The 16,915-nt window shown below is 63.0% G+C and carries 11 protein-coding genes; 7 read left to right on the forward strand and 4 right to left on the reverse strand.

Features of this window, described 5'->3' with window-relative positions; genetic code table 11:
* The first annotated feature begins 304 nt into the window (after positions 1-304).
* The 3 genes from HNQ40_RS17145 (at position 305) to HNQ40_RS17155 (ending at position 3,825) form a co-directional block, all read left to right on the forward strand.
* Positions 305-1,597: a PEP-CTERM sorting domain-containing protein gene (locus HNQ40_RS17145; protein WP_184679038.1), complete on the forward strand. Its 1,293-nt coding sequence runs from the start codon at positions 305-307 to the stop codon at positions 1,595-1,597.
* 326 nt (positions 1,598-1,923) lie between these two features.
* Positions 1,924-2,667, forward strand: a complete 744-nt coding sequence (locus tag HNQ40_RS17150; RefSeq protein WP_221435606.1) for a hypothetical protein — start codon at positions 1,924-1,926, stop codon at positions 2,665-2,667.
* A gap of 108 nt (positions 2,668-2,775) precedes the next feature.
* Positions 2,776-3,825 carry a LacI family DNA-binding transcriptional regulator gene (locus HNQ40_RS17155; RefSeq protein ID WP_184679040.1) on the forward strand — a complete coding sequence of 350 codons (1,050 nt, stop codon included), beginning with the start codon at positions 2,776-2,778 and terminating at the stop codon, positions 3,823-3,825.
* Between the two features lie 121 nt (positions 3,826-3,946).
* Here HNQ40_RS17155 and HNQ40_RS17160 read toward each other — a convergent pair whose 3' ends face one another.
* The 3 genes from HNQ40_RS17160 to HNQ40_RS17170 form a co-directional block, all read right to left on the reverse strand.
* Positions 3,947-5,329 (reverse strand): PEP-CTERM sorting domain-containing protein, encoded by a 1,383-nt coding sequence (locus tag HNQ40_RS17160; RefSeq protein WP_184679041.1) that lies wholly within the window; start codon positions 5,327-5,329, stop codon positions 3,947-3,949.
* 231 nt (positions 5,330-5,560) lie between these two features.
* On the reverse strand, positions 5,561-7,003 hold the full coding sequence (gene aldA / locus HNQ40_RS17165; protein ID WP_184679042.1) for an aldehyde dehydrogenase: 1,443 nt from the start codon (positions 7,001-7,003) through the stop codon (positions 5,561-5,563).
* 239 nt (positions 7,004-7,242) lie between these two features.
* Positions 7,243-8,538 (reverse strand): Gfo/Idh/MocA family protein, encoded by a 1,296-nt coding sequence (locus HNQ40_RS17170; RefSeq protein ID WP_184679043.1) that lies wholly within the window; start codon positions 8,536-8,538, stop codon positions 7,243-7,245.
* Between the two features lie 476 nt (positions 8,539-9,014).
* Here HNQ40_RS17170 and HNQ40_RS17175 point away from each other — a divergent pair, with 476 nt between their 5' ends.
* Positions 9,015-11,384: an extracellular solute-binding protein gene (locus HNQ40_RS17175; protein ID WP_184679044.1), complete on the forward strand. Its 2,370-nt coding sequence runs from the start codon at positions 9,015-9,017 to the stop codon at positions 11,382-11,384.
* Positions 11,381-12,271, forward strand: coding sequence for a carbohydrate ABC transporter permease (locus HNQ40_RS17180; RefSeq protein ID WP_184679045.1), 891 nt, complete (start codon positions 11,381-11,383; stop codon positions 12,269-12,271). The genes HNQ40_RS17175 and HNQ40_RS17180 overlap by 4 nt, the downstream gene beginning before the upstream one ends.
* On the opposite strand, the gene HNQ40_RS17185 is transcribed toward HNQ40_RS17180, so the two are convergent.
* A complete protein-coding gene (locus HNQ40_RS17185; protein ID WP_184679046.1) occupies positions 12,268-13,065 on the reverse strand; it encodes a helix-turn-helix transcriptional regulator in 798 nt (265 codons plus the stop codon). The two genes, HNQ40_RS17180 and HNQ40_RS17185, sit on opposite strands and share 4 nt — an antisense overlap.
* A 182-nt stretch (positions 13,066-13,247) precedes the next feature.
* Here HNQ40_RS17185 and HNQ40_RS17190 point away from each other — a divergent pair, with 182 nt between their 5' ends.
* Positions 13,248-15,113: a cellulase family glycosylhydrolase gene (locus HNQ40_RS17190; RefSeq protein WP_184679047.1), complete on the forward strand. Its 1,866-nt coding sequence runs from the start codon at positions 13,248-13,250 to the stop codon at positions 15,111-15,113.
* A gap of 111 nt (positions 15,114-15,224) precedes the next feature.
* On the forward strand, positions 15,225-16,910 hold the full coding sequence (locus tag HNQ40_RS17195) for a sulfatase family protein (protein ID WP_184679048.1): 1,686 nt from the start codon (positions 15,225-15,227) through the stop codon (positions 16,908-16,910).
* Positions 16,911-16,915: the final 5 nt, after the last annotated feature.

Below are 16,915 nucleotides of genomic sequence, written 5' to 3' on the forward strand. Positions count from 1 at the left end.
GGGGCGGCGGGAGCGGTCTCGGGCAAACGCTTTGAGTGTTTTGAATTAGCCGCGTTTAACCCAGCCCAGGTTGCTTCAGCGCGGGGACGCCGAACGCCACAAACGCACGGAAATCCGGTGTTTATGGCGAAAAAAATTGACTCACACTAGGGTTCTCACTAATGTAAACGGTCAAGGCATTGCGAATTTCGCGGCCATTCATGCCTTTTTTTGATTCCATACATGGTCAGCGAGGATTGAGAGAGGTCTGCCGCAGGGGCGGGCTGGGAAAAATCACACATTACTTTGGAAGGGTGAGTTAACTATGAACTTGTTTAGAACTGTCGCGTTGGGCGGCATCGGTACCGCGCTTTGCGGGATTGGCGTGGCGGGAGCTTCGGCTCAGATCGCCACCGCGATCATCAGCGAAGGCGATGCGTTGGGCGGCTCGACCGTCGACGTCATCCGTTTCTCGGGCGACGCCAACAGCGTCAATGGTTTTGTGGTCCAGCTCGACACCGTGGACGGCGCGGCCCACATCTTCGGCAGCGTGGACGGCGTGACGCCTAACGGCATCGTACGGACCGCCGGGACGGTCGGCGGTTTTGTCCAGTCTGGGATTGATGGCGAAATCGGGTTGTCCGACGCCGGCGTGGTCACCTACGGCACCGACATCACCGAGGTGACGGGAGCTCCGATCGGCAATGCCATTTACCAAGACGACACGCTGATTGTGAAGGAAGGCGATGCCGCCGCTGGCACCGCAACCAACTTCCTCGACATCGTGTCCACCCGCAGCGGGACCGCGTCGTTCTTCGGCATCAGCCCCGACAACGGCTTGTTCGTCGGTGCGGGTCTCGCCAATTCGCCGCAGATCGGCGACACCATCCTCGGCATCGCGATCGACGGCTTCGACGAGTTCCAGCACGGCAACAGCGACGCCAACGGCCCGATCCAAGAAGTCAACATCGACACCGGCTCGTCGGCCGACGACGGCATCGTGCTGATCAACGGTGCGCCGATCGCTTCGGGAACCGGCAACATCCGCGAAGGCGATGCGATTCCGGTCGCGGATGGCGGCGTCGGTGACGACTGGGACAACTTCGACTTCCACCGCATCAACGAAAACGGCACCTTCCTGATCACCGGCGACACCAACCAAACCGGCGGCACGGCCGACGAATTCGTCTCCATCAACGGCAAGATCATCGCCCGTGAAGGCGACGCCATCGCCGGCGGCATCATCGACGGCGGCATCGAAAACGCCGACCTCAACGAAGACGACCTCTGGGCCGCCGTCTGGGACTTCGACACCGACCTGACCGGTGGGGGTACCGACGCGGAAGCGATCATCCTCGGCGACGCTTTTGGTGTCAGCCAGCTGCTTATCAAAGAAGGCGACACGGTGTCGGTGGGCGGTTCCCTCCAGACCCTGACCGACATTACGGTCGGCGTGGCCATCGGCGATGTCCAAGACGATGGCACCTACAACGTCTGGTTCCGCGGCGTGTCCGATGGCGTTCAACGTCAGTTCGTGATCACGGTCCCCGAGCCCTCGACGCTGGGCCTCCTGGGCCTGGGCGCCGCCCTCGCGGTTGTGCGTCGCCGTCGTGCGTGATCTGTAGAAGATGTTTGCTTGGCTAGTGTGTTTTTAATTTATCCTGCCGCATCGGCGAGCCCGGATTAAAAAGCACAGCCGTGAGCAGATTCGAGATTAAACCCCCAACCCCTTCGGCGATAAGCCGATCGGGTATGGGGGTTTTTATTTGCGGAAAATTCCGCCACTCGTTACGTCTGGTTGATAGAGCCGCAAATATTCGGGCGGTGATTTCGGTAACACAGAGTTTGGGTCGGTATAACTTCTTCTCAATCTTCCGGAGAATGATGATGCTTCGTGACGCAATATTTCGTTTCTGGTCCGTGTGTTGTTTTGCGGCAGCCGTCGTGCTGGGAGGTGCTGAGGCACAAACTCAGTTCCCCGACCCAGCGGCCGACCGCAATCAGGTCATCGGGCAGCGGCTGTGCGATGTGTTTGGCACCCGCGACACGCCGAGACCAGGCGACACGCTCGCGTCGAGCCTCCCGCCCGAAGCCCGGGCGATCAGCATCCGCAACCCCGGCTTCGGATTCACCTATGCCGACGGCCTGACGCCCAAAGGGGTGTACATCGTCGCCGGGCTCCGGGAAGGACACCCCATCACCATGCGGGGCCAGACCAAAGGCAAGACCGATCCGGTGATCGGCTGGACGTCGTACGGCTGTGCCGGCATGGAAACGTCGGATCCCCGTCGATACCCCACACGCCCCGACGGATCGACGGGTTACGCCATCGCGCAAAACAAAGAAAACTATCTGTATCAGGTCATCGAGGGCGAGCTTCGGCCGAACCAGCACTACCTGCTGCAGGTCGAAGTGTATGCCCGGGACGACTTCGATTCGGTGGAGCCCGATGAGATTCTGTTTGACCTGCTGGCGGGCGACGGCACCCCGATCCAATCCGTGGGCGTCCACCGATGGGTTCCGGCCCCCGATCCGGAGAGCCGTTTCTCGGTCGCGACCATCAGCCTGGTCACCGGGCCTGAACAACCCGAGGGCGACCTGATGATCCGTGTCGGCCTCAACACCGAACGCAAGCGGGTCCGGGTGAACTTCGACAACCTCCGGTTGTGGGCGGTCGAACGAGAATAACCGGCCCCTTTGGGGCGAGATGGAACAGGCGCGATTAACCGGCTATATCGCTGAATCCATTCCGCCGCGTAGGCTCGCAACTGTGCCGCGAGCTATACAATGGTGTTCATGTCGGTCACGCACAAACAGATTGCGGACAAGGTCGGGGTGAGCGAAGCCTCGGTCTCGGTCGCGCTGGGGAGCTCCGGCCGGATCGCGGCCAAGACCAAAGCGCGGATTCTCCAGGCGGCGGAAGAGCTGGGGTACCGACCCAATAAATTGGTTCAGGGCATCCAGACCGGCAAGAGCATGACCGTGGGGGTGCTCCTGCACTGCTCGGGCGACCCGTATGAAGACAACCTCTTCCGCGGGATCTACAAGGTCCTGGCTCAGAACGATTACGTCCCGATCGTGCTCTCGGGCTGCGATGAGCTGGAAGAGTTATCGCAGGTCCATGCGTTGATCGACCGCCGGGTCGATGGCCTGCTCCTGCGGCCGTTCAAGGCCATCCTCTGGGAAGACTTTCTCCCCGAGATCCTCGGGCGCGACATCCCCGTGGTCTCGGTCGACATCGAGATGCAGGCGCGGTTCCCCGAGATCGACTTCGTGGGCACCGATGAAACCCTCGGCACCGCCCAAGCGGCCGACGCGTTGTTGAATGCCGGGCACCGACGGCTGGGGGTCGTCACCACCAAGCACGCTTCGGCCGAGGGGGTGAAATACAAAGACAGCCTCTACTACCGACACCACGCCTTCCAGTCCTATGTTTCGGGCAAGCAAGGCGTCAGCTGCTCCTACGTCGAGGCGTTTTGGGCGCAAGGCATCCACGGCTACGAAAGCGCATTGAATCTGCTCAGCCAAGAAGATCGGCCGACGGGGGTGTTCGTCACGATGGACCACCTGGCGGTGGGGGTGTACCACGCCGCTCGCGAGCTCGGACTGCGCATACCGGAAGACCTGTCGGTGGTGGGTTATGCCAACAACCCGATCTCGCAGGCGTTGGCCCCGCAACTCTCGACCATCCACCAGCACGCCGACGAAGTAGGCAGTAAGGCCGCGGGGCTCCTGCTCGAACGGATCCAGGGTCGGCCGGAGGGTGACGACCGCCGGCAAATCCTGATCGAGCCCGAATGGGTCTCGCGGGATTCGGTTGCACCGCCGCCCCAGCCAAAGCGCTGAACCACGAGGTCATGCGTCTGGCCGCCTCCAACCCATGTGACGATTCCGCCTCGGCCTCTATCCGATATTGGGTTAATCTGGAGCCACTCGGGGGTTGTTAACTTGTCGCGTGATGGGGTGGTTAAGGCTTCAGGTTCTTTCGGCGTGCGGTCAGCAGGCCGCCCGCGAGTACCCCCACGAAGCCTAGCGTGCTGGGCTCGGGCACCGTGCCCGCAGCCGCCGCCGATTCCGCGCCGAAGTTGTCCTGCCACAGGGTGTAGTCGGCCGCATCAACCACGCCGTTGTCGTTACCGTCGGCCCGCAGGTCCGCCGTAGAACCGAAACTGTCTTGCCACACGGTGTAGTCGGCCGCATCGACCACGCCGTTGCCGTTGTAGTCGCCCGCCACGAGGAACGGATCGCGGCGGGCCCGGTAGGCGAGCGCCAGGGTTGAGGCGTCGGCCGAAAACTCGAAGCTCGCTCCGCTGCCGGTCTCAAGAATCTCAAGACGCAGTACGCTGAAATTCGCCAGCAGTTCAAGGAACGCGGGGGCGAGGTCAACCGCCACCGGTTCGGTCGAATCCAGGGAAAACTCCCCGAGTTGGAGGTTGTACTGCTCGGCGACGCCCGCCGTGGCCGCGGAAATCGGGTCGCCGCCTTCAAATGCGTACACCTCGAAATGAGCAGCTTCAGCACCATCGGCCGGCGTGAAATCGACGGTGTCCAAGCTCAGGGTCGCCGAGAGCAGATGCGCCCGATCGCGTGCCGGCACATCCCGGAGGTCGAATTCGAGTTGGGCGCGGGATTCGAGGCCGCCCGCGGATCGCTGAACTTTCAGCGGATCGACCCCGGCGGCCAACCGCCACGGGGAGGGCGAATCAACCAGCGATCGTTGGAATTGCGCGTCGGAATACGCCCCCAGGTTCAGCGTCCCGGAGTCGGGCAACTGGATAACGGTATCGATCCGGGGCTCGTCGAAAATATCTGTGCTCGCGGTATCCGGCAGACTGACGTTGCGATTGAAATCAAGGGCGAAGGTGGAGACCGCGATGTAGGGGTTGGCCCCGTTGAAGATCGAGTTGACTTGAATCAGGTCGGTGGAGAACGGTGCGAGGTTATAAGGGATTGGATCGGTGATGCCGGAGAACACGGCTGTCGAAGAGGGAGGTGTGTCGGCGTCCGCCGCTTCCGCGACCCCGTTGCCGACCCGCGAGTAAAGTGCCAGGCGACCGCCTACGGTACCGCTAAAGGTCGCGCCCCCCGGATCGAGATAAAGCTGTCGCCCGATCACCTGCCCAAAGCGCGGCCGCCGGCTGATATCGAACTCCAGCACGGTGCGGATTTCGCTGTTCGTCGTTGGATTAAAGCTGGTTTCAAAACTGCCCACCACGTCGGCGGGCGTCCCGGAAATCACGAAATCGTTGATGTCCACCAGTGGCGAGGCGAACGTGTACTCCAACGCCTCGACGTGCATCGTATTCAGCGAAAGCCCGCAACAACAAAGAGTCCACACCCAATACTTCATCGTTCTGATTCCGCCGGAGTTGATCCCGAATAAGCGATCTGTTCGCCGTTATCAATCTATCAACGCAACGCCCAAAGGTCAACGAACTTCGGCCACCCTTGGCGTCGGGCCGATCCGATCCCGGATCAAACCCTGACGCCTGCAGGGCGTTTCGAATCGGCCATGCAACATTGGGCCAAGCCCCGAGGTGGGAGCCCGGTGGCGGGCTGGTTGGCGGGGCAGGCCGATGCGTTAGTCGAAGTTGACGTAGAACGTCTTCTTTTCGAGGTACTGCTCGAAGCCGTACTTGCCGTCTTCGCCGCCGGTGCCGCTGAGCTTGTAGCCGTTGTGGAAGCCCTGGTGCTGCTCGCCATGGCCGCGGTTGATGTAGACCTCGCCGCACTCGAGTTCGTCGACGAGGCGGAGGATGTTCTTCATGTCTTTCGTGCAGATCATCGCGGCCAGGCCGTACTCGGCGTCGTTGGCGTATTCGATGGCCTGTTCGATGGTTTGGAACTTGATGACCGGCAGGATCGGGCCGAACGCCTCTTCGTGGACAATGGTCATGTCCTGCTTCACATCCGTGAGGATGGTCGGCTCGAACCAGTTGCCGCCTTCGAAGCCGGGCACCGAGGCTTCTTTGCCGCCGTGGGCGACGGTCGCGCCTTCCTTGACGCTGACCTCGACGAGGTGCTTCATGTGCTCGAGCTCCTTGGCGCTGACCTTCGGGCCCATGTCCATGGACTCGTCCATGGGGTCGCCGACCTTGATCGCTTCGACCTTGGGCATGAAGATCGACATGAACTCGTCGTAGACCGATTCCTGGATGTACATGCGTTCGTTGCAGGTGCAGACCTGGCCGCAGTTGTCGAAGCGCGAGTGCAGCGCGGCGGCGGCGGCTTGTTCGAGGTCGGCATCCTCAAGCACGATGAACGGGGCTTTGCCGCCGAGCTCGAGCTGGCAGTGGGCCATGTTGTCGGCGGTGGCTTTGATGATCGCTTGGCCGGCGGGGGTGCTGCCGGTCATGGAGACCATCTTGGTGATGGGGCTGCGGCACAGGGCGTCGCCCATGGTGCGGCCCGGACCGGTGACGATGTTGAGCAGGCCGTCGGGCAGCCCGGCCTTCTTGGCGAGGTTGGCGAGTTCGAGCGTGGCGAGCGGGGTCTCGCTGGTGGGCTTGAGGACCATGGCATTGCCAGCCACGAGCGCGGGGCCGATCTTACGGCCGGCCAGCGCGACCGGGAAGTTCCACGCGGTGATGCCGACGACGACGCCGCGCGGGATCTTGTGGATGTAAATGTGTTCGTTGCGGTTGTCGGACTGGACGATGTCGCCGTCCATCTGCCGAGCCCAGTCGCAGGCGTACTCGACGAAGGAGCAGAACACGTCGACCTCGAAGCGGGCGACGGTCAACAGCTTGCCCATCTCGCGGGTGGTGAGCACAGCGAGCTCTTCGCGGTTCGCACGGACCTCGTCGCAAAACTTACGCAGCAGCTCGGCACGCTCGCGCGGCGGGGTCTTCGCCCAGCCCTTCTGAGCTTTCTCGGCGGCTTCGAGCGCGGCCTGGGCGTCGGCTTCGTTGCCGTTCTGGATCGTGGCGACAACTTCGCCGGTCGCGGGGCTGAGCACCTCGGCGGTCTCGCCGGACTTGGAGTCGACCCATTGGCCGTCGATGTAAAGCTGGTAATTCTTCATGCTCGTGCTCCTCGGGGATTCGGGAAGGGGATGGATGAATCGGGTGGCGACTCGCTTGAGTCAATGATTAACAATCTGTAAGTGTTTTTTAAAAAAGCACTTGCTCATTCGCGGGTCGATATTGTAGCCGATATCCGACGCGACCGCCCGTATTCACAGCCGATTCATCCACAAAAAAGAGCCCCATCCGTCGTGCGACGCTGGGGCTCTTATGGGGGCTTGATGGTCGAAGCGGGGCGTTACAGGCCCTTCTCCCAGTCGCGAGACTCGCGCTGGTAGATGATGCTGGCTTCGTGGGTCTGGCTGTCCTTGGCGAACTGCTGCGTATCGGGGTTCCAGTGCACCGGGGTGCCGGCCCGCACGGCGATATGGCCGAGGTGGAGCATGGTGGACAGGCGGTGGCCCGCATCGACGTGGTAGCTGGTCGTTTTGCTTCGGTCCAGGATCGCGTCGATGAACTCGGGCTGTTCTTTCTTGGGCTGCTTCCAGTAGTTTTCGTGCTTCGCGAATTCTTTGTTGCGGAAGATGTTCATGTCGCTGGCGACGAGCTTGCCGTTCCACCCTTCACAACCGATCCAGCCGTCGGCGCCGATGAAGCGGATGTAGTTTTTGCCCAGGGTGTCGCTGGCCTGGATGACTTTGCCGTTGGCGTAGCGGAACTCGACGTCGTAGCTCGAGGGGACCGAGACGTAAGAAGTCTCGGGCAGCGTTTTGCTGGTGCCCACGACTTCGACCGGGCCGGAGTTTTCCATGCCGATTGCGATCTGGGCGCTGTCGCAGTAGTGCGAGCCCCAGTCGGTCAGGCTGCCGCCGCTGTAGTCGATGCTCTGCCGCCAGCGTTGGCCGTGGGTCACGCGCTGCGTGTACTCCGCCGCGGGGGCGGGGCCCAGCCAGAGGTTCCAGTCCAGGTCTTCAGGGATCTCGGCGGGCGCTTCGAGATCAAACAACGGCTTGTTGGGCAGGCCGCACTCGACCTTCTCCACCTCGCCGATCGCGCCGGTCCGCGCCAGGCCCGCCATGAGCCAGTACTTCTGCATGTGGCGGTCTTCGATGCCCCACTGGAACACGAGGTCACGCTTGATCGCTTCGTCGACGACCTCGTGGCCCTCGGTGATGGTCAGGGTGGGCTTCTCGCAGAACACGTGCTTGCCCGCACGCAGCGCCATCATCGACATGGGGACGTGCCAGTGGTCCGGGGTCGAGATCACCACGGCGTCGATGTCGTCACGGGCGATGATTTCACGGAAGTCCTGGTAGACCTCGCAGTCGGTGTTGCCGTACTTCTCATCGACGAGCTGCTTGGCTTCGTGGGCTTTGCTCAGCTTGCAGTCGCAGACCGCGAGCGTCCGGGTGTGGGGCGTGTTCAGGAACCACTGCAGGTTCATGCGGATGCCCTGCCCGCCCATGCCGATGAACCCGAGGGTGATCTCCTTGGAGGGAGCGGACTGCCCCAAGACACGAGAGGGGACGATGGACGGCGCGACGGCGGCACCGATGACAAGACCCGAGCGGCTGAGAAACTGGCGTCGTTTCATGTGGGGTATCCTTGAGACAAGACAGATGGAAGTTCGATCCGAGATGGATGTGACATCAAACTAAATGCCCCGGGCGATGGCGGGCAATAGACACAATCGATCAAGATTTGCACATAATCAACACACAAAACGTCTTATGCGAAGAGGAGGCAAAGCTTTGGCTCCGGATGTTTGACCGAAAGCGATCCGTTGCTAAAGCTTGCGGCTTCGCCAGAGTGGGAGGCGCGTGGCCGCGAGCAAATTTGAAGGCTATCGATGTAGACAGTTAACAACCGTCCCGGGGTTGGTACAATCGCACCGAATCATTTCAGATCAATCTCTTCCCGTACTCTCTCGTCGACGCCTATGCCTGTCGTATTGATGTATCGCCCCGGCCTCTTGAGGTTTGATGTGTTGCCGCCCGATGGCTCGTGGTTGATGTCACCGTCTGGTGGCCATCCGACGCGTGTTGCGTCGCTTGGAGGCCTCGGCGCGTGATGACGTACAGCCACCTCAAAACTGTGGCGGCGGGATTGCTTGCGGTGGCGGCGGGGCTGCTGGTCTTGTGGTCCATCATCCACGTCTCGGCCCGGACCCTCTTGCAGGAAGACGACGCCCGCGACACCACCCTGCGCATGATGGTGTGGGGCCACGAGCACGAGAACAAGATCCTCCGGGAGATGGCCGACGCTTACGAAGACTTGCACCCCGATGTGCGCATCGAGGTGATCTACGTCGCGCACAACAACTACCTGTCCAAACTCAAGACCATGATCGCCGCGGGCGATCCGCCGGACCTGTTCTATCTGCAGTACGACCTCGTGCCGGACTTCTCGTCGCTCGGGCTGGTGCTGCCGATGGACGAAGCGCTCGACGAGATGGGCAGCGAGTGGAAAGACGACGTCTACCCGGTCCTGCTCCAGGGCTTCCGCTTCGACCCGGAAACGCAGACGCGTGGTGAGGGGCCGTTGTGGGGCATCGCGCGGGACTACACGCCGTTGGCGATGTACGTGAACGTCGACCTCTACGAGCAGGCGGGGGTGCCCGTGCCCCACGACGGCTGGACGTGGGAAGAGTTCGAAGAAGCCTCGCGTGCCATCGACGGCCTGGGCGACAACATCTACGGCGCGTTCATGGGCCTCTGGGCCGACCCGCTCATCGCGATCATCTGGAACCACGGCGGGGAGCTGTTCGAGTTCGACGAACACGGCCAGCCCGACTTCACCCGCCCCGACATCGACAACCCCGGGCTGCTCGCGGCCTTCGAACGCATCCGCCGTCTGCGCATCGACGAAGGGGTGATCTACAACGCGATCGGCATCAACCGCTCGGGCGCCGAGGAATTCTTCACCGGCCGCGTCGGCACCATCGGGCCCACGGGACGCTGGACCTCGGGTCTGTGCGAAGCGATCGAGACTTTCCGCTACGCGGTCGTGCCGATGCCCCACGCCCCGGGGGTGGAGCCCCGCTCGCCGATCATGACGGCGGCCTGGGGCGTGAGCGCCAAGGGCGAACACCCCGAAGAAACCATGGAGCTGGTGATGTACCTCTCCAGCCCGGCGGGGCAGCGGCTGCTCAGCAGCGACGGCTTGTCGATCTCGATCAACCGGACCATCGCCGAGAGCGAAGAGGTGCTTTATCTCGGCCGGAAGTTCGAGGACGGGCCGGTGTATCTCGATATCGCCAAGTCGGTCGACTTCCAGCTCATGCCGCGTCAGCGGGAGTTCGAAGACATCCTGCTGGCCGAGCAAAACGCGGCGATCCGCCTGGGCTCGCGGTCGATCGAGGAGGCCCTGGGCAATATCGAAGAGCTCTGGGCGTTTGAGTTGTCTTCGCCATTAAAAACCAAGACGTATCCGCGGATGCCGTGGGTGTCGGTCGGCGCATCATTGCTGGCGCTCATCGCGGCGGCGGTGACGTTTGTGTGGTGGCGGGCGCGAAAAGAAAAACTCGGCGCTCTCGACCGCGCCCACGAGCGCTCGGGCTTGGGGTTCATCAGCATCTGGGTGATCGGGTTCGTCGCGCTCACGGCCGGGCCGATGTTCCTCTCGGGGTTGCTGGCGTTGTCGCGCTGGTCGGCCGTGACGCCGCTGGGCGAAGCGGAGTTTGTCGGCCTGGGCAACTTCGTGCACATGTTCTCGCACGACCCGCCGTTCTGGAAGTCGATCTGGGTCACCGCGTACTACGTCGTGCTGGCGATCCCCATCGGGCAACTCGCTTCGCTGGGTGTGGCGCTGCTCATGAACACCGAGGTCCGCGGCATCGCGGTGTTCCGCACGATCTTCTTCGTCCCCTCGGTCATCACCGGCGTCGTGCTCGGCGCGCTCTGGCTGGCGCTACTCAACAACGACTACGGCCTGATCAACCAGGTCATGAACGTGCCCCTCGGATGGCTGGGTATGCGTGCCCCCAACTGGTTCGGCGACGATGCGCAGTGGGCCGCGATCCCCGCCTTCGTCATGATGAACCTCTGGGGCGTGGGCAGCGCGATGGTGATCTACCTCGCCGGGCTCAAGGCCATCCCGAAAAGCCTGACCGAAGCGGCGATCATCGACGGGGCTTCCGCGTGGCACCGCCTGACCCACGTCACGCTGCCCATGCTCAGCCCGCTGATCTTCTTCAACTTCGTTATGGGCATCATCGGCAGCTTCCAGGTCTTCACCCAGGCTTTCGTCATGACCCGGCGTGGGCCCGACGACGCGACGCTGTTCTACGTGCTCTACCTCTACCTGCAGGCGTTCGAGTTCCACAACATGGGCTACGCCTCGGCGATGGCTTGGGTGCTGTTTGTGGTGATCCTCCTGGTCACGCTCCTGGCCTTCCGCGGCAGCCGGAACCTGGTGCATTACGAGGGGCTCAAGTCATGAAACCTTCAGAGCCCCAAACTGTGCAGAGCGAAGCGCAGCTCCCCGCGCCCGCCAAGCCGACGGACTGGCTGCGTATCACCGCGTGGGTCTTGCTGATCTGTGGCTCGATCATCCTGCTGATGCCGTTCGCGTGGATGGTCAAGAGCTCGCTGAGCACCGAGCAGGTCGTGCAAAGCGGCGAGGTGTGGGTCGGCTTCGGGCAGGGCGGTCCGCAGTGGGAGAACTACCCCGACTCGCTGGCCCGGATGGACTTCCTCAACGCGCTGGCCAACACCGTGTTCATCACGTTCTTCAGCATCGTCGGTATGGTGCTGAGCAGTTCGCTGGTTGGCTTCGGCTTTGCGCGTTTCCGCTTCCGCGGCCGCAAGCCGTTGTTCATCCTGATGCTCAGCACGATGATGTTGCCGCCGCAGGTGACGATGATCCCGGTGTTCGTGTTGTGGCGGTACCTGGGGGTGATCGACACGTTTTGGCCGTTGGTGTTGCCGATGTGTTTGGCCGGGCCGTTCTTCGTGTTCATGTTCCGCCAGTTCTTCAGCCAGATCCCCGAGGACCTGGTCGAGGCGGCGCGGATCGACGGCGCGAGCAACATGCGGATCTACTTCCAGCTCATGCTCCCGCTGAGCAAGCCGGTGATCGCGATCACGGCGATCTACACGTTCATGGGCGTGTGGAACGACTTCCTGGGCCCGCTCATCTACCTCAACAGCCCCGAGAAGAACACGCTGGCCCTGGCGCTCAACGCCTTCCGCGGGCAGTACGGCATCAGCGATGCGCACCTGCTCATGGCGGCGAGCTTCGTCTGCATGTTCCCCTGTGTCGTGCTGTTCTTCGCGGCTCAGCGGTATTTCATCGAGGGCGTCTCGACCAGCGGAATGAAGGGTTAGACCTGCTCGTCGGTGGCCTGCCGCTGCGCGGAGGGCGACTTGCCGAAGAACATTCGGAAGCTCTTGTTGAATTGCTGGGGGTCGGGCAGGCCGACGTCGCGGCCGATGTCTCCGATGGGTCGGCTGGAGTGGATCAGCAGGTGGCGGGCACGCTCCATCCGCCGGGTGCGGAGGAACGCGATCACGGTGGTGTCCAGGTGCTCCCGGAACATGCGGGTCAGGTGGTTGTGGGAGTAGCCGACGTGGTCGGCGATGTCGCGGACCCGGATGTTCTGCTGGATGCGTGAGTCGATGAAGCCGATGGCGTCGGTGAGCGCGGCGGGCAGGGCGTCGGCGGTGTCGGGGCCGTACCGCCGGTTGGACAGGTCCCACAGGATGCTCCACAGCACGGCGTCGGCGTGGCGCGGCTCGGCGGACTGCAACTGGACCACGCGTTCGAGGCGGTGGCGGTAGGCGGCCGCTTCCTCGCCCAGCGGGTGGCTGATCCAGGTGGGCCGGTAGTCGGCCGCGCTGTCGTCGAGCGCGAAGTGGGCGCACAGGTGTTCGCTGGCGCCGCGGTACCGGTAGGTGGCGGGCGTGTTGGCGGGGGTCAGCGTGATCATGCCCGGCTCCAGCGCAATCTCCTGCCCGCAGACCTCCAGCGTGGCGCGGTAGGTGTAGAGGTGCAGGGCCCAGAGCTCCGGGAGCAGGTAGCGCTCGACCGGGTGCTTGGTCCCCTGCAGGCCGTAGCCCGCGAAGCGGACCCGGGGCGGGCGTGACAGGTCGATCCGGATGGGAGGGGCGGAGGCAGGCATGGTGAAAATTTACCACACAAGGTGAGCCCGGACCATTGCCAGACGCGATCGGAAGGGTCATAATTTTGATCCATGCCTAATGGCTGAATCCTGGGTCGGCCGGTTCTTGCAAACCGGCGCGAGGCCCCAGCATGTCTTGATTCGTTCGGTGTTTACGGTTTGTTCTCTACGGAATCCCCGCCATGAAAATTGCTCTTGCCTGCCTCGTGTCCTCGGCGTGTTTGGCCTCTTCGCTGGTGGCCGAACCCGTGGTGCTCACGGTCGACCCGACCTCGGTCCGTTCCATCGGCGGCATCACGACGCTGGAGCGTGAGAAGTACATCGTGATCCACGCCTCGCCGGACGATGGCGACACCGACGATGAGAAGTTCCGCTACATCGAAGAAGAACTCGAAGCCCACTTCGGGCGCGACGGAGGTATCCAAACGGGGCAGCTTCAAGCCACTCCCGCCGACCCGGACAACCCGGGCATGCCCGACGTGGAACGCATGCGTCGCGCCGGAGCCGAGTTCCAGGCCGAGCGTGCCAAACGGCCATTCCGATTCCGCCCCGAGGTGCTGCGCGAGGTCGTGCTGTGCACGCACCCCGAGTACATGATGGGGCTGGTGTCCAACGACGCCGCCGAGTTCGGACCGAAGACCCCCGAGGCCGCCGCCGAATTCTGCGCCCAGTTCCTCAAGTATTACTACACCGACGAGTCTCGGCCTCAGTACTACGAAGTCTTCAACGAGCCTTTCATCAAAGCCGACAAGCTCGGCACCACCGCGCGGGCGATGGCCGAGCAACATGTCACGACCGCCCGTCGGATCCGCGAGGTGCTGCCGAACGACGACATCATGATCGGCGGCTACTCCGCGGCCTGGGCCGAGGTCGAGGCGCGCAACTTTGAACACTGGAACGGCTGGCAGAAAATGTTCATGGACGTCGCCGGCGAAGAGATGGATTTCTTCTCCATCCACCTCTACGACGGGGTCAACGTTAAGGGCACCCACGCCGAACGCACCGGCAGCAACGTCCTGGCGAACATGGACCTCATCGACGCCTACAGCTACATCAAGTTTGGCGTCGCCAAGCCGCAGTCCATCACCGAATACGGCCGCATCATCCAGCACGACCGCGATAAGAACTGGCCCAACCGCCTGCGTCGCGAGACGGCCCTGATCGGCTCGTTCAACGGCATGCTCATGATGTACCTCGAGCACCCCGACCGGTTAATCAAAACCGTGCCGTACATTCTCGGTGTCGCCGAGTGGACGTACAGCTTCCCCGGCGGCATGTTCAGCAGCGAAGAAGCCCCGTCCGGTTTCCTGCTGTACCGCCGGTCCGGCGAAAACTACGTGCTCACCGGGCTGGAGCTGTTCTACCGTTTCTGGAAAGGCGTCCATGGCGAGCGTCGCATCGCCTCGGCCGACGACCCCGATATCCGCACGCACTACTTCGCGGACGGCCTGCGCCACACCGTCGTGCTGCACAACATGGACACCGAGCAGCGCACGGTGAAGCTACAGGGCTTCGACGAGCTCGACATCGCCCGTGTGAGCCTGCGGACGCTGGGGTCGCGCAACGGTGCCCCGCTGCTGGGCGAGCAGGTGCTGTACGGCCTGCCCGATGAGATCGAGATCGGCGTCGCCGAGGCGGCGGCGGTGATCATCGACCTCAAGAAACCTTTCGAGGCCGAGCAGACCGTGACCGAGACCCGCGTGTACGCCGAGACCTATCTCCAAGCGATCGAGGCGGACCAGCCTATCGAGTTCACCTACAAAAACGTCCCGACCGGCGAGGGCGACGCCACGCTGCGGCTGAGCATCGGCCGGGTGCCGGGGCTGTCGCTCCAGCCCGAGGTCTGGGTCAACAGCACCGCCGTCGAGGTGCCCACCGACTGGGCCGGCGGCACACAGGAAGGCCGGCCGACGTTCTTCGGCATGATCCCCGTGCCCGTCCCCGCCGAGGCGCTCGCGGAAAACACCACGGTCAAGCTCGTCTTCCCCGACAGCGGCGGCAAGGTCGCCAGCGCGGTGTTGCAAACGAATCTGGTTTCGAAAGACTGAGTGAAGCCGCCGCAAGGCGGGCATATCTCCTCGCGATCGAGAAGCACCTCAACCATGGGTGGACGACATCCACTCCGTACATAGCCCGATCTGGGCGTCAGGAACATCAGCATGATTGATAGCAAGACCCTCCGAACCCGCCGTTGGCTGCGCCCCGCATGGTCGCTGGGGTTGGCCGCCGCGCTGGTGTCGGGCCACTCGACACCGGCCCACGCCGAGGCGACCCAAGTTGCGGCTTCGGAACAAGCCAAGCGTCCCAACGTCATCTTCATCATCACCGACGACCAGAAAAACCGTGAGCTGGGCTACCTCGAAGGCGAAGCGCTTACGCCGAACTTCGACCGTATGGCCCGCGAGGGCGTGGTGTTTGAGAAGAACTACGTCGCCGCGAGTGTCTGCTCGCCCAGCCGATACACCTGCATGACCGGCCAGTTCGCCAGCCGGTGCGAGCTGGACTTCTTCAACCTGCAGACGACCGAAGAGGGCGTCCGCCGGGTGCTGTGGAACCTGGGCTTCGCGGACGGACAGCCGAACCTGCCGCGTGTGCTGCAGGCCAACGGCTACCGCACCGGCTTCGTCGGCAAATGGCACATCAACGGCGTGGGCAGGACGTACGAGACCGTCCCCGGAACCGACGCGTCGGACCCCGCCATCGCCAAGATCCTCAAAGAAAACCACGACCTCATCGCCAAAGACATCAAGCAGTTTGGCTTTGACTACGCCGACGGCGTCTACCGCGGCAACCTGCACGATGACAAGCTGCTCGTGAACACCGGCATGGACGAGCACAACATGGAGTGGCTTACCCAAGCGGCGCTGAATTTCATCGAAGAGAGCAAGGACGAGCCGTTCTACCTCTACTTCGCCACGACGCTGAACCACGTGCCCGACCCGAAGATTTCGATCAAGGCCGACCCGCGCATCAGCGGCGAGGGCCTGCTCGACGAGCCGATCACCGGCATCATGCCGCCGCGCGAATCGATCTACGCCCGCCTCAAAGAGCACGGCGTGCCCGAAGACCTCGCCGACGCGACCTGGCTGGACGACGGCATCGGCGCGGTGCTCAGCAAACTCGAAGAGCTCGGCATCGCAGACAACACGCTGGTCATCTACTTCAACGACCACGGCATGGCCGACCAGAGCAAAGGCACAACCTACGAGGGCGGGCTGATCTCGCCGACCCTGGCGTACTGGCCCGGCCGGATCAAGCCCCAGCGCGTGAGCACCATCACGCAGAACACCGACTTCGCCCCGACGATCCTCGACGCCGCGGGCGTGACCCCGCCCGACGACATGATCATCGACGGCAAGAGCTGGCTGCCCCTGGTCGAAGGCAAAGTCGACCACACCCACACCTCGGCCTACTCCGAGATCGGCCTGGTCCGTTCGGTCAGCACGCCCGAGTGGAAGTACATCGCCTTCCGCGTGCCCCCGAGCCTGCAACGCACCAAGGCCGAGCGTTTGGCGGAGCACAAAGCGCTATACGCCGAGCTCTACGAGAAAGAGCCCTGGACCCGCGACAACCCGAAGTACGCGATCGACCCCGAAGCGCGCTACCACCAGATGGGCATGGGCCCCGGCGGCAGCCGTTTCGAGCGTGGCCAGCTCAACCCCGACGCCGCGTGGATCGACAACTACTTCGACGCCGACCAGCTCTACCACCTCGCGGTGGACCCAAAGGAGAGCAACAACCTCGCGAACGACCCGGCCTACGCCGACAAGCTCGCCGAGATGAAAGCGATCCTCCGCGGCTACCTCGATGACATGCCCGACCAGTTCGATACGCTGCTCGATTGAGTGGA

The organism is Algisphaera agarilytica (assembly GCF_014207595.1).
Taxonomy (GTDB): domain Bacteria; phylum Planctomycetota; class Phycisphaerae; order Phycisphaerales; family Phycisphaeraceae; genus Algisphaera; species Algisphaera agarilytica.

What these genes read in the sequence shown, in the direction of transcription:
- HNQ40_RS17175 (WP_184679044.1), top strand. Translation starts at nt 9,015, where the DNA reads ATGACGTACAGCCACCTCAAAACTGTGGCGGCGGGATTGCTTGCGGTG.
- HNQ40_RS17170 (WP_184679043.1), bottom strand. Translation starts at nt 8,538, where the DNA reads ATGAAACGACGCCAGTTTCTCAGCCGCTCGGGTCTTGTCATCGGTGCC.
- aldA (WP_184679042.1), bottom strand. Translation starts at nt 7,003, where the DNA reads ATGAAGAATTACCAGCTTTACATCGACGGCCAATGGGTCGACTCCAAG.
- HNQ40_RS17195 (WP_184679048.1), top strand. Translation starts at nt 15,225, where the DNA reads ATGATTGATAGCAAGACCCTCCGAACCCGCCGTTGGCTGCGCCCCGCA.
- HNQ40_RS17190 (WP_184679047.1), top strand. Translation starts at nt 13,248, where the DNA reads ATGAAAATTGCTCTTGCCTGCCTCGTGTCCTCGGCGTGTTTGGCCTCT.
- HNQ40_RS17180 (WP_184679045.1), top strand. Translation starts at nt 11,381, where the DNA reads ATGAAACCTTCAGAGCCCCAAACTGTGCAGAGCGAAGCGCAGCTCCCC.
- HNQ40_RS17185 (WP_184679046.1), bottom strand. Translation starts at nt 13,065, where the DNA reads ATGCCTGCCTCCGCCCCTCCCATCCGGATCGACCTGTCACGCCCGCCC.
- HNQ40_RS17155 (WP_184679040.1), top strand. Translation starts at nt 2,776, where the DNA reads ATGTCGGTCACGCACAAACAGATTGCGGACAAGGTCGGGGTGAGCGAA.
- HNQ40_RS17145 (WP_184679038.1), top strand. Translation starts at nt 305, where the DNA reads ATGAACTTGTTTAGAACTGTCGCGTTGGGCGGCATCGGTACCGCGCTT.
- HNQ40_RS17160 (WP_184679041.1), bottom strand. Translation starts at nt 5,329, where the DNA reads ATGAAGTATTGGGTGTGGACTCTTTGTTGTTGCGGGCTTTCGCTGAAT.